Here is a 13,363-nt window from a genome sequence, read left to right as displayed (position 1 = left end):
GGAGACTATGATGAGCACGATGACGTCTCACGACAGCGCGACGAAGACGGCCGGTTTCAACTGGCCGCTTCTGGCGCTTGCAATCGGTGCCTTCGGTATTGGCACCACTGAATTTGCACCAATGGGGCTGCTGCCAGTCATTGCCGACGGCGTTGACGTTTCCATCCCGACAGCCGGGCTTCTGGTCAGCGCCTATGCCATCGGCGTGATGGTCGGCGCACCAATCATGACGCTTGCCTTCGGGCGGTTCGGCAAACGCACGGCCCTGATGCTGCTGATGGGTATTTTCACGCTTGGCAACATCCTGTCGGCTCTCGCACCGGATTACTGGACGCTGCTTGCAGCGCGCTTGGTAACGAGCCTCAATCACGGTGCATTTTTCGGCCTCGGTTCCATTGTTGCAGCCAGCGTCGTGCCTCCTGAAAAGCGGGCAAGCGCCGTTGCCACCATGTTCATGGGTCTGACAATTGCCAATATCGGCGGCGTCCCGGCTGCGACCTGGATCGGCCAGCAGATCGGCTGGCGCATGTCATTTGCCGGTACTGCTGTTCTGGGTCTGCTCGCCATCTCGGCGCTCTGGCTTTCACTGCCACGCGGTGAAGCAGGCAAGATGCCCGACATCCGTCGTGAGCTTGGCGTCCTGATGCGCCCGACCGTGCTGATGTCGCTCGCAACAACCGTCATGGGCGCTGGCGCCATGTTCACGCTCTACACCTATGTAGCACCTGTACTGACCGACCTTACCGGCGCTTCGGAAGGCTTCGTGACGCTGGCGCTCATTCTTATCGGCGTGGGCTTCACTATCGGCAACGCACTCGGCGGACGCCTCGCCGACTGGTCGCTCAATGGCGCGACACGGATGTTTCTTGCAGCACTTGCCATCATCAGTCTGGTACTGCCGTTCCTGCTGGGAAGCCATATCGGTGCGGCAATCGGCCTGCTCGCCTGGGGTGCGGCGGCTTTCGCCATCGTTCCTCCGGTTCAGACCCGCGTGATGCAGGCTGCATCGGAAGCACCGGGGCTGGCATCGTCGATCAATATCGGTGCGTTCAACCTCGGCAATGCGGTGGGCGCGGCCCTTGGCGGCGGCGTCATCAGCGCAGGCTATGGCTATGCAGCCATTCCCGTCGCAGGCGGCCTTCTGGCAGCGGCAGGACTGTTGTTCACACTGTCCCGCCGCCCGAAAACAGCACTGGCGCCATCGGCCTGCTAATCCAACGTTCTCCTGAAGCGCAAAAGCGCCAGCGACGCAAACAGGAACACGAAAAATATGAGGGCGTTCACCTCTCCGGCGATGTCGGAAAGGTGGGCGCCCTTAAGCATGACTGCGCGGACGATCCGCAGAAAATGCGTCAGCGGAAAAATTTCGCCCAACGCCTGCGCCCAATCAGGCATACCCCGAAACGGGAACATGAAGCCGGACAGCATCAGCGATGGCAGAAAGAAAAAGAAGGTAAGCTGCATGGCCTGCATCTGTGTGCGCGATGCTGTCGAGATCGTGTAGCCGAGCAGGACCAGCGACAGGACGAAGATCAGTACGCAGGTCAGGAGAAGTGCCAGCGATCCCACAAAGGGTACGCCGAACAGAAGCTTTGCCGCGACCAGCACGACCACAACCTGCACGCCGCCGACGACCAGAAATGGCAGAACCTTGCCCAGCATGATTTCAGCAGGTGTGGCGGGCATGGCAAGCAGGTTTTCCATCGTGCCGCGTTCGGTCTCACGGGTCAGTGCCATGGCCGTCATCATCACCATCGTCATTTGCAGAATGACACCCAGCAGACCAGGAACTATATTATATTGCGACACGCCTTCCGGGTTGTAACGCCGATGCACGACGACCTGTAGCTGGCTTCGCGCGGCATCTGCGGCTTCGGCCTGCTTGCCCTGTTCACGCAGGAGCGCCTGACTTGCGACCGTTCCAAGCGTGGAAATGGCACCGCTTGCCACCGACGGGTCGGTCGCGTCGGCCTCGATCAGAATTTGCGGCTGTTCGCCTGCATCGACACGTCTTGCGAAATCCGACGGGATTGTCACCACGAAGGAAACCGTACCGTTGGCAATCAAGGCTTCGGCTTCCGCCGCACTTTGCACAACATGGTCAAAACGGTAATAGCCTGTGGTTTCCAGAGCGGAAATCATGGCGCGTGTATAATGATCCTGACTGGTCACAACCAATGCGCTCGGCAGGCTCTTCGGATCATTGTTGATGGCAAAGCCGAAGAGCAGCAGCTGCATCAACGGCACGACCAGCATCATGGCGAAGGTGATACGGTCACGCCGCATCTGGATGAATTCCTTCACCAGCATCGCGCCAAGACGCTCAAACGAGAACCAGCCGCTCATTGCTTATCGCTCCCTGAACTTCTGCCCTTCGACATATTGTCCTGGGCATTGGCCATGAACTGGATGAACACATCCTCAAGGCTGGTTTCACCTGCCTCGACGGTAATTCCTTCACGATGCCTGATCTTTTCCAGAGCCGCCTCAAGCTTCACCCTGTCGGACCCCACGACATGGAGCGTCGCACCGAAAGGCGCAACCTGCTCGACACCCGGTTCGCCCTCCAGTTCGCGCGCCACTTCGCTGAGCCTCGGACCATTGACGATGAAGGTCGTTAGCCCTGCCTTATCGATAACGTCCCGGACGGTTCCCGTCGCCAATAGCTTGCCATAGGAAATATAGCTGATGCGGTGGCAGCGTTCGGCTTCATCCATGTAATGGGTCGAAACGAGCACAGTCAGCCCGCCATCGGCGAGGCGATGTATCTCGTCCCAGAAGTCGCGCCGCGCCTTCGGATCAACCCCGGCAGTTGGTTCATCCAGCAGCAGAAGCTTTGGCTTGTGCATGATACAGGCTGCCAGTGCCAACCGCTGTTTCCAGCCGCCGGAAAGCGTGCCCGCCAGCTGGTCTCCACGTGAAGTCAGGCCCAGTTCCTCAAGTGTCCGTGCCACATGCTCCTTCACTGGCTTCAACCGGTAGAGACGCGCAACGAATTCAAGGTTCTCGGCAATTGTCAGGTCTTCATAGAATGAAAAGCGCTGCGTCATGTAGCCGACTTCACGCTTGATCTTCAGCCCTTCGGTACGAAGATCGAAACCAAGCACCTTGCCTTCACCCTCGTCGGGCGTCAGCAGCCCGCACATTATGCGGATGGTGGTCGTCTTGCCCGAACCGTTCGGCCCCAGAAAGCCGACAATCTCACCTTCGGCCACCGACATGCTCACATGATCAACGACCGTAGCGTCACCGAACCGCTTGACGAGACCTTTGACATCGATAGCGTTCGCCATTGCCGCCTCCGCCTATCGGGCAGCCAGATCGACATCCACGATCTGGCCGGGCTGCAAAGGCGATGCGGGATCGACCGGATGCGCCTCGACGAGATAAACGAGCTTCTGGCGCGTTTCGAGCGAGTAGATGACGGGCGGCGTGAATTCCGGATCGGGCGAAACATAGCTCACACGGGCTTGCAGGCCGGGCGCGCAGCCATCGCAGCGCACAGACAACGTATCGCCCACCCGCACTGCTGAAAACTTGTCTTCCGGTATGTAGACCTTCAGCTTGACCGCACCATCGGGCAGCATCGTCAAAACCGGCGCAGACGGACCGGCAATATCGCCCGGATTGCGGATGACATCGGTGATCCGGCCCGGCGCAGGTGCTTCAATCGTTCGCTTGGTCAGATGCCAGCGTGCGGAATCCAGCTGCGCTTCGGCACTTTTGACGGCATTCTCTGCCGCCTTGATTTCTTCAGGGCGCGCGGGCAATCGACCAACCGCCAGATTGGCTGTGGCCTGATTGATCGAGGCCTCAGCCACTTCAACCTTGGTGGCCGCATCGTCAAGCTGCGCCTGTGTCATCACTCCGCGTTTCGTCAGGTCTTGCGTGCGCAAAAGCGTTCGCTGGGCATCGTCTGCCTGTGCTTTGGCCGTCCTGACCGCCGCTTCCAGAACTGCAATTTCATCGGGGCGCTTGCCAACCTGCAAATCCGCCAGTTGCGCGCGTGCCTGCGCCAATGCTGCCTCGGCCTGCGCGACGGCGATCTTTGCGTCCGCATCCTCCGTCATTGCTATGGGCTTGCCCGGCTCGACACGATCCCCACGCCTGACGGCAACGGACTGAACCTGCGCCACTTCCAGCGGCGCAAGCTGCACGAATTCACCCTCAACGTAACCAACAGCAAGGGGCTGTGCGCTGCATGCGGCGAAAAGATAAGAGGCGAAAGGAACAATACAGAGAATACTCATGCTTTCACCTCGCCGTCTTTGATGGCGTCCTTCGCTGCGAGAATGGCCATCAAATTCTGGCGTGCGATTGCCGCGACAGCCGCCGCCTCTTCCGCGCCCATCGTGGACCAGCCCATGCGCCGTTTCACAGCTTCCCGGCCAATGCGGAAATAAACGATCTGCCCAAGCAGGGTGAAGATGAGAAGCCGTGTGGCCTCGCTCTCGGCAGGTTCGCCCGTCGCGACTTCCCAGATGGCGCAAAGCCTTTTGTGCGTCGGCTCGAAAACACCGGAATAGATGCGATCGAGTGCTGCGGTCGGATGCGCCAGTTCGCGCAAGAGAAACTGAACGATCTCGCCGGACTGTGGTTGCGCGACGATGAAATGCGTCATCCGCTCCAGCGCCAGACCGAGCTGCTGGCGGGCCGTTTCCTTCGTTTCGGCAGGTGCACTGATCACACCGTGATGTCCAAGCGCCTGCCCGGCTATGCCTTGTATCGTTTCGACAATATAGTCTGCCGCCGCCAGTCGCAGCCCTTCCTTGCCGCCGAAATGATAGGCGATGGAACCGATATTCGCCTTGGCCAGACCGGCGATCTCACGCGTCGATGTGGCATCGAAACCCTTCGAGCCAAATAGTTGCAAGGCCGCGTGGATCAGCGCCGCTCGCGTCTGATCGACCGAAGGTGACGGAGGCTCTTGCCTTGTATGTTTCGCTTTGCTCATATCATGATTTAATCAATCGATTGATTAAATGTCAAGCACGACAAAAACCAAAGCGCCGATCTTGGATCAGCACCTTGATTTCACTGAAAATTATAGACGTTGTTCAGCCCCGTCTTCCAACATGCCGCCCGACGGCGATCGGTGTCGGCATCTCACGGTGTGCATGAGAAAGCCCCTCCAATGCGGCCAGAATTCCGGCCTTCGCAGCGACCGCCTTGCCCACTGTGCTATCGACATGCAGCAGCATCTGCTCGGCGCTGGCGATTTCCGTATCGCCCCGCCTCAGACTGTGAAAGACATGCGCGCGTTTCTCGTCAAAGGAGAGCAACTGCGTTTCCACATGTAGCGCATCGCCTACCTTGGCCTCGCCGCGATGCATGATATGGGTTTCGACCGTGTAGTAGCTGTGACCGGATTTCAGATAGGCTTCGTCCACACCGATATGTGCCAGAAACCTGTCCGTCGTCTGGCCGAATACATCGAGATAACGATGCTCGGTCATATGCCCGTTATAGTCGATCCACTCCGGGATCACGCGCGCATCCAGAAGACGCAACGGGCCGGAACCTGCCTTGGAAGAGCCCGCCCCATCGAGCCGTGCGGTATAGGCATTGAGAAGCGCGCCCGCACCCCAACCCTTGCCGTTTTGCTGATGCGCGAGAGCGCGAATGATCGCAACCAGATTTTCGTCACGAATCCGTTCCAGATCGTGGATTGAAAGCCCTTCATTCTGCTCGTCCGACTGATCCGCAATGCGGCTGATCAGGCTGTCATCAAGATCGGGCACATCTGTCAGCTTCGTCCATGGCCATTGTAGCGCAGGCCCGAACTGGGCGAGGAAGTGTCGCATACCTGCCGGACCGCCGGCAATGCGATAGGTCTGGAACAGCCCCATCTGTGCCCAGCGAAGCCCGAACGAATAGCGGATGATGTCGTCAATCTGCTCGACCGTGGCGATGCCGTCGCGCACGAGCCACAAGGCCTCTCGCCACAGCGCTTCCAGAAGCCTGTCGCCAACAAAAGCGTCGATTTCCTTTTCAAGAACGACCGGCTCCATTCCGGTCTGGCGGTAGAGAGCGGACGCACTTTCAATTGTCGATACGGAAGTCTTGCCTCCCGGCACCAGTTCAACCAGCGGCAACAGGTAAACGGGATTATAGGGATGCGCGATCAAGAGGCGCTCCGGATGCCGCAACCCAGCCTGCAACTTGCTTGGAAGAAAGCCGGAAGTGGACGAGGCGATCAGTGCATCGTCTGCGCAAGCTGCTTCAATCTCCGCAAGCACGGCAAGTTTAAGGTCAAGGCGTTCGGGAACGCTTTCCTGTATAAGCGCCGCGTCCGCAACCGCCTCTGCCAGCGAAGCGGAAAAGGACAGTTGCCCCTCCTGCGGAAGGCGCACGGTAGTCAGCGCCGCCAGCGCCTTGCGTGCATTATCGAGAATGTGTTCGGTCGTCGCCTTTGCATCTGGCGAAGGATCGTAAACGGCAACATCGAAACCGTTCAGCAGAAAGCGTGCGGCCCAGCCGCTGCCGATGACGCCGCTGCCGATGCAGGCAATCTTGGGAGGATGGCTGTTCATGGATATCACCAGCGCTTTGTAAGCTTGAGTTTTTCGCGGACTTCAGCAGGCGTCAGAACTTTCGTTCCCATATTAACGGCGATGGCTTTGGCCCGTTCGACCAGATCGCCATTCGACGCCAGAATGCCCTTGTCAAGCCAGATATTGTCTTCGAGCCCCACACGGATATTGCCACCCGCCAGCACGGCAAGGGCCGCATAAGGCAACTGATTACGGCCAATAGAAAACGCCGAGAAAATCCAGTTGTCCGGCAGGTTGTGGACGATGGAAACCAACGTCGCCAGATCGTCCGGCGCGCCCCATGGAATACCCATGCACAGCTGCACCAGAACCGGGTCATCAAGCAGGCCCTGCTGTTGCAGCCATTGGGCGAGCGGCAGATGGCCGGTGTCGAAAATCTCGATCTCCGGACGCACGCCAAGCCGTTGTATCTGTCCGGCCATTTCCCTGAGCATGGCAGGCGTGTTGGTCATCACGTAATCGCCCTCGCCGAAATTCATCGTGCCGCAATCCAGCGTGCAGATTTCCGGCAAGAGTTCAGCAACATGGGCAAGCCGTTCCGTCGCGCCCGCCATATCGGTCTTGGCGGCATCGGGTGGCAGTGGAGCTTCTGGCGACCCAAAGACCAGATCACCGCCAACGCCTGCAGTCAGGTTCAGCACGATATCGACACCGGACGCCCGGATGTGGTCCACAACCTCGCGGAAAAGCTCCAGCTTACGCGATGGTTCACCCGTTTCCGGATCGCGCACATGAATATGCGCAACGGCGGCACCTGCTTCCGCACTTTCAATGGCCGCATCCGCAATCTGGCGCGGCGTGATCGGCACCTTGTTTGAGCGGTGCGTGGTGGCTCCGGCACCGGTGACGGCAGCAGTGATGAATATTTCGCGGGCGGGCTTTAAAGGCATGATCGTTTCCCTCAATTTTCGCCGAGCTTGACAGGTCGCGAAATGACGGGATTATCATTTTACGAAATCTATTTGGCGAAGAGCGAAACGCATGATCTTTGAACCCTCCGACGAAGAACTGAGCGTTACCCTGCTGGTCCTGCCGGATTGTTCGCTGATGTCGCTGGCCGCGACGCTGGACCCAATGCGCGGTGCCAACCGCGTGACGGGCCGCTCGCTTTATCGCTGGCGGGTGGTGTCACCGGATGGCAGCGATCCCGTCACATCCAGTGGCCTCAAAGTTGCGGCTAATGGCCGTTTCGAGGTCGGCGCGCAGGACATTCTCATTATCGTCAGCGCCTTTCATGCGCTGGAACATGCGACGCCGAAGCTTCTCGCCATGCTGCGCCAGGCGGCCAAGCAATCGAAACTCGTCGTGGGTGTGGAAGCCGGATCATGGGTGCTGGCAAAGGCGGGATTGCTCAATGGACGCAAGGCAACGACGCACTGGGAAGACATGGAAGCATTCTCACAGCGCTTCCCGGAAGTCGAAATGCAATCGGATCGTTGGGTGCGGGATGGAGCTTTTCTGACAACCGGAGGCGCTGCACCGGCGCTCGACATGATGCTGGCACTCATTCGCGCCCGCCACGGCTATTCCATTGCGCTGGATGTGGCGAGCCTCTATATTTACGATGAGGTGAAACAGGCTTCCGACGCACAGCCGCTGGTCTCTCTTGGCCGTTTGCTCAACCGCGAACCACGCTTGGCAGATGCCATAAAAATCATGGAAACCCATATCGACCGCCCGATCCCCGTGTCGAGCATCGCCCGAAGACTTGCGCTTTCAACGCGCAGCCTTGAATTGCTGTTCGCCAATGTGATCGGGCAGTCACCGGGCAATTACTACCTGTCGCTTCGGCTGAAAGCAGCCCGGCGGCTGATCCTCGATACGCATCTTTCCATGGCGGACACAGCGGAACAGACCGGCTTTTCGTCGATCAGTTCACTGTCACGCGCCTTCAAACGGCATTTCGGTCAGTCGCCGAGCAAGCTGCGGCAGTAAAGGCACCCTTACTTAAAGGCCCAGCCCCGACTTCACCTCAGCAAGTGCTGGTTTGCCGTCGAAAGTGGTCACGCCGTCAAGCCACGCATCAAGCTGCGCCGGGTTCTCCTTGATCCATTTCGTGACGGCATCCTTGGCTTCCATGCCATCGTTCAGGATCATGTTCATCATCGTGCTTTCCATATCCGTGTTGAACTTCAGGTTCGACACAAAGCGCGAGACGTTGGGGCAGTCGGTTGCATAGCCCTTGCGGGTCAGTGTTTCGACGGTTGCCGCGCCATCATCCGGTCCGAACAGGTTTTCACCATTTTCCAGATAGGTGAGCTTGTAGCGAATGTTCATTGGATGCGGCGTCCAGGCAAAGAACACAACGGGCTCATCCTTGCGCACCGCATTTTGAACCTGCGAGAGCATGGCCTGCTCGCTCGATTCCGCGAGCTGGAAATCCTTCAGGCCGAATTTGTCCTGCTCGACCATCGATTGGATCGTGGCGTTTGCGCTGCTGCCAGCCTCGATGCCGTAAATCTTGCCGCCAAGCTGGTCCTTGAATTTTGCGATATCGGCATAATTCTTGATGCCAAGGTCCTTGCCCGTCGCAGCAAGACCGATCTTTGCGCCTTCGAGATTGACGCCAGCCTGCTCGATCTTCTTGCCTTCAAGATAGGGTTTGCGCGCTTCTTCCTGAAGCGGCATCCAGTTGCCGAGGAAAATATCGATCTGTCCATTTTCCAGCGACTGGAAGGTGACCGGCACGGAAAGGATGGTTGTCTGCGGCTCGTATCCGGCTTTTTCAAGCAGCAGAGAAGCGAGCGCCGTCGTTGCAGTAATGTCGGTCCAGCCGACATCGGAGAATTTGGGTGCCTTGCAGTTTGCGCCTTCAGCGGCATGCGCCTGCACGCTGGCGACGCTTGCTGCAAGCAAAAGAAATAGGCGTTTCATTATCTTCTCCCCTTTGTTTTTATTGAGAACAACATGATAGGGGAAACAGGAAACGCCTGTTCGCAATATGCGCAATCATCTTTGCGTTTTGCGCAACCTTTGACCATTGATCGATCGGGCCGATTTCTGAAAGCTGCGCAAAACCGGGGCGAAATTTATTTCCCACCGCCATATTGCACGTCGCTGACATGCTCCATCCAGTCAACGACTTTGCCGTCGAGCTGTTCCTGAATGGCTATATGAGTCATGGCATTGCTCGCGGATGCCCCGTGCCAGTGTTTCTCGCCCGGCTCAAACCAGACCACATCGCCGGGCCGGATTTCTTCAATCGGTCCGCCTTCGCGTTGCACGAGGCCAAGCCCGGCGGTCACGATCAGGGTCTGGCCAAGCGGATGCGTGTGCCAGGCAGTGCGGGCGCCGGGCTCAAAGGTTACGGTCGCAGCCGCAGCACGCCGGGCATTATTGGGAGAAAACAGCGGATCGATACGGACATTGCCCGTAAACCAGTCGGCTGGACCTTTTCCCGAAGGATCGGTTCCGTTTCGCTTGATATCCATGAGGCGTTTCCTTTCCTGTTCACAACGCAACATAGATCAACTTCACGGACTGTTCAGCGCCTTTTGGCCGGGTTCCGCTGCAAAATCACGTTATGTCGTTTCGTAAGTTCTGTGTTGACCGCTTCGATTTCCTGCGCCTTGCGCGCATCGTCCCAGCCAAGCTCCCGCGCCAGAACATCGGCGATTGCAGCGAGATTGCCGGTCGTCAGCGCCCCGTCGATTGCAAGTGTGGTGCGTCGCAAAACGACATCCGCCAGATGCACGACAAGCTCGTTGCGTGCGATCCATGCGATTTCCGTCGCGCTGACCGTGTCGGTTTCCGGCAGCATCGCAACCGTTGCCCCTGCTTCCTCGCGGAGGATCGGCAAAGCCGTGCTGCCATAGCGCTTCAACAATGTCTCAACCCGTGCGGCGGGCAATCTTGTTTCGGTGGCATATTTCGTCACCCAAGCTTTGCGGGCGCGATCATCGGACGGATAGTCCCTGCCACCGCCTATAGGGAGGTTGCGCGTTGAAACCTGCCGCGTCTTGTCGAACCGGCCCAGAACCTTGTCGGCCACTTCCTCGGCAAAGCCGCGGAATGTGGTCCACTTGCCGCCAACAAGCGAAATGATCGCGAATGGCCGATTGCCATCCGGCTCGATGACGGGTGCGGAATGATCGCGACTGATCAAACCCGGTTCGGAAGCATTGGAAGCCGGAAGTGGACGAATGCCGCTATAAGTGTAGACAATCTGGCTGCGGTCGAATGTGAGCTTCGGCAGCAGCGAACGCAGGCTGTCGATGAAATAGTCGGTTTCATGATCATCGCAGCGCACATTGTCCGGATCATCCGACGGAATGTCGGTGGAACCCACCAGCGCCAGACCGTGATAGTCGTAGACGAGACAGATGCGCCCGTCATCCGCCTCGAAATAGATCATTCGTCCGTTGAGGCTCTTCACCAGTTCGGGGTGGTCGACAAGAATATGCGAACCCTTGGTGCCACCGATCATCTTGGTCGGCTTGCCGAGTGCAGCATTGACCCGGTCGATCCATGGCCCAGCCGCGTTGATGACCAGCTTCGGCCTCACCGCGAATTTTACGCCATCCGGCCCTTCAAAGCCGATAAGGCCGTTCTCGGCGGAAACCAGCATCGTGAAATTGGCGGCAGCGCTTTTCGAATTGGCGCGCAGCCCGTCGCTGACGAGTTCATAGACCAGACGTTCCGGCTGGCTGACCTTCGCATCGTGATAGATGCCGCCCGCCACGATTGCGGGCGTGATATAGGGCATTTCCTTCGTCGCCGTCTCCTTCAACAGAAAACGGTGACGTGGCATGACGCGCTCACGCGCACCAAAATAATCGTAGAGCGCCAGACCGATCTTGATCAGCACGGCGCCACGGCTGCGCGGCGCGGTCGTCGAGCCGAACAGGGTGCGCAGCGCCGCCGGGATGCCCTTGGTCCACGAAAAGACCGGAATGAAAGTCGGCAGCGGCTCGACATTGTGCGGCGCATTTTTCAAAAGCAGATTACGTTCCAGAGTGGACTGGGCCACAAGCCCGAACTCGCCGGTTTCCAGATATTTGAGGCCACCATGGATAAGCCGCGACGGCGCAGCACTCGTGCCTGAACCAAAATCCGCCTTGTCGACAATGAGACAGCTCACGCCCTGCTCGCAAAGATCGCGATAAAGGCCTGCTCCGTTGACACCTGCGCCAAGGATGAGCACATCCACGCCCTCGGCTTCCAGTTGCCCGATGCGGCTTTTCATTTCGGCATTGCCTGCGAAGTTATTCATCTTACTGTCTTTACGTCGCTAAGGCGCGGGACACGCCGTTTATTTCAATCTGTCAGGGCTTCGATCTTCGGCCAGACCGGCCCCAGTGCCGATGCAATCTCCTTGAACAGCGCATAGCGCTTTTCATAAAGCGCGCTTCGCGCTGCATCCGGCTCATAGGTGCGGCCTATGGCATCGAGATCACGCGGGTCGCTGTAGACATTGGCAAAGACACCTGCGCCCTTGCCAGCGCAAAGGGCAGCTCCCCAGGCGGCGGCCTCGTCCGTATCCGTGACGGTAACGGGCATGCCGAGAACATTGGCAAACATCTGCGCGAAAGCCGGACTACGTGACACGCCACCGGTGAGGCGCGCAGCGGAGATTGCAAACCCGTCCTTCAGGTGATCGACATGGATGCGATGATTGAAGGCAATGCCTTCCCAGATTGCGCGCAGCATATCACCCCGATCCTGCCAGCCACGCAGACCGAAAAACGCACCGCTCGCCATCGCTCCATAGGGCGAACCGAAGAGGTAGGGATGGAACATTGCCGTCGAAGGCTTTGCCAATGCCGCATCGATTTCCGGGCGCAGCATGTCGTGGATGGAACGTCCTGTTTCCTCTGCCTCGCGCCGTTCTGCCGGGCAGAGCTTGTCGAGAAACCAGTCGTAATTGGCCGTCGATGCGGGCGAGATCGACATATTGTTCCATTCGCCCGGCGCAATGCCATTGCGGCAGAACCAGCTTTTGTTGACACGCGGTTCGGAAGACAGCGTTTCGTTGATGGAATAGGTTCCTGCAACCACGGCAACGGTCCCGATGCCAAGCCCGCCGACGCCAAGCGCTGAAGCGGTGACATCGTGCAAGCCACCGACAACCGGTGTTCCGGCAACGAGGCCGGTGCGCTCTGCGCATTCGCCCGAGACGCTACCCACAATTTCATCGGAACGCGACATGGGTGGCAGCGCATCCCAAAGCGCATCCAGCCCGAAAAGGGCGAGCGCTTCTTTTGAATATTCCTGCGTGTTGACATCGGTGAAGGAGGTCGAGGCTTCAGTGCGATCCGTGCCCACATCGCCGGTCAGGCAAAAGCGCAGCCAGTCCTTGCAGGCGATCACATGCGCGATGCGGCCAAAGCGTTCGGGTTCGTTTTCTTTCACCCAAGCCAGAATGGCCGATGGTGCCGATGCATGGGGAAGCTGGCCGGTGATGGCTATGGCCTGCTCTGCAACGGGGCCATCAACCCAGCATTCGGCCACACCGACGGCACGGCTGTCGAGCGACAATATGCCTGCGCCAAGCGGACGGCGGTCCTTGTCGAGCATGTAGATGCCATCACCATGCGCTGTGGTGGCGATGGCGAGAATGTCGGAAGCAGGCCGCCCGCTTTTGGCTATCGCTTCGGCAATCGCATCCGCTGTTGCATTCCAGAATTCATCCATGTCGCGTTCGACATGGCGGGCGCGCGGAAAGGATTGCGCCACGCGGCGGCGGGCAACGGCAAGGGTGGTTCCGTCAATATCGAACAATACGGCTTTGGTGACGGTCAGTCCGCTGTCGATTCCGAGCAGAGAAGGCATGTATCGTATTCCTGATAAATATGCGCGGGCTAGAGCGC

At 58.5% G+C, this 13,363-nt stretch carries 12 protein-coding genes; 2 read left to right on the top strand and 10 right to left on the bottom strand.

From position 1 onward, the window contains the following. Positions 1–10: 10 nt before the first annotated feature. Positions 11–1,213: an MFS transporter gene (locus OANT_RS15175; protein ID WP_011982669.1), complete on the top strand. Its 1,203-nt coding sequence runs from the start codon at positions 11–13 to the stop codon at positions 1,211–1,213. Here OANT_RS15175 and OANT_RS15170 read toward each other — a convergent pair. The 6 genes from OANT_RS15170 to OANT_RS15145 all read right to left on the bottom strand — a co-directional run bounded on the left by OANT_RS15170 (position 1,210) and on the right by OANT_RS15145 (position 7,444). Next, the gene (locus OANT_RS15170) at positions 1,210–2,346 is read right to left on the bottom strand and encodes an ABC transporter permease (RefSeq protein WP_011982668.1); all 1,137 of its coding nucleotides are present in this window, start codon (positions 2,344–2,346) and stop codon (positions 1,210–1,212) included. The genes OANT_RS15175 and OANT_RS15170 overlap by 4 nt on opposite strands. After that, complete coding sequence (locus tag OANT_RS15165) at positions 2,343–3,293, bottom strand: ABC transporter ATP-binding protein (protein WP_011982667.1); 951 nt, start codon at positions 3,291–3,293, stop codon at positions 2,343–2,345. The genes OANT_RS15170 and OANT_RS15165 overlap by 4 nt, the downstream gene beginning before the upstream one ends. 12 nt (positions 3,294–3,305) lie before the next feature. Further along, positions 3,306–4,250 carry an HlyD family secretion protein gene (locus OANT_RS15160; protein WP_011982666.1) on the bottom strand — a complete coding sequence of 315 codons (945 nt, stop codon included), beginning with the start codon at positions 4,248–4,250 and terminating at the stop codon, positions 3,306–3,308. Next, positions 4,247–4,954: a DUF1956 domain-containing protein gene (locus tag OANT_RS15155; RefSeq protein ID WP_011982665.1), complete on the bottom strand. Its 708-nt coding sequence runs from the start codon at positions 4,952–4,954 to the stop codon at positions 4,247–4,249. The genes OANT_RS15160 and OANT_RS15155 overlap by 4 nt, the downstream gene beginning before the upstream one ends. 103 nt (positions 4,955–5,057) lie before the next feature. Continuing rightward, complete coding sequence (locus OANT_RS15150; protein WP_011982664.1) at positions 5,058–6,533, bottom strand: carnitine 3-dehydrogenase; 1,476 nt, start codon at positions 6,531–6,533, stop codon at positions 5,058–5,060. 5 nt (positions 6,534–6,538) lie between these two features. Then, entirely contained in the window at positions 6,539–7,444 is a 906-nt protein-coding gene (locus OANT_RS15145; RefSeq protein ID WP_011982663.1) for a beta-keto acid cleavage family enzyme, read from the bottom strand. 91 nt (positions 7,445–7,535) lie between these two features. Between OANT_RS15145 and OANT_RS15140 the strand changes: the two genes are divergently transcribed. After that, on the top strand, positions 7,536–8,489 hold the full coding sequence (locus OANT_RS15140) for a GlxA family transcriptional regulator (protein WP_011982662.1): 954 nt from the start codon (positions 7,536–7,538) through the stop codon (positions 8,487–8,489). Between the two features lie 12 nt (positions 8,490–8,501). Here OANT_RS15140 and choX read toward each other — a convergent pair whose 3' ends face one another. The 4 genes from choX to OANT_RS15120 form a co-directional block, all read right to left on the bottom strand. Continuing rightward, positions 8,502–9,428, bottom strand: a complete 927-nt coding sequence (choX, locus tag OANT_RS15135; RefSeq protein WP_011982661.1) for a choline ABC transporter substrate-binding protein — start codon at positions 9,426–9,428, stop codon at positions 8,502–8,504. A gap of 155 nt (positions 9,429–9,583) precedes the next feature. Beyond that, a complete protein-coding gene (locus OANT_RS15130; protein ID WP_011982660.1) occupies positions 9,584–9,985 on the bottom strand; it encodes a (R)-mandelonitrile lyase in 402 nt (133 codons plus the stop codon). 53 nt (positions 9,986–10,038) lie between these two features. Next, positions 10,039–11,766 (bottom strand): glycerol-3-phosphate dehydrogenase/oxidase, encoded by a 1,728-nt coding sequence (locus tag OANT_RS15125; protein WP_040128470.1) that lies wholly within the window; start codon positions 11,764–11,766, stop codon positions 10,039–10,041. A gap of 44 nt (positions 11,767–11,810) precedes the next feature. Continuing rightward, the gene (locus OANT_RS15120) at positions 11,811–13,325 is read right to left on the bottom strand and encodes an FGGY-family carbohydrate kinase (protein WP_011982658.1); all 1,515 of its coding nucleotides are present in this window, start codon (positions 13,323–13,325) and stop codon (positions 11,811–11,813) included. Positions 13,326–13,363 lie beyond the last annotated feature (38 nt).

This window comes from Brucella anthropi ATCC 49188, from assembly GCF_000017405.1.
GTDB classification, from domain to species: domain Bacteria; phylum Pseudomonadota; class Alphaproteobacteria; order Rhizobiales; family Rhizobiaceae; genus Brucella; species Brucella anthropi.
Note: the sequence above shows the minus strand (reverse complement) of the source record. Positions and strands in the feature narration are given on the sequence as shown.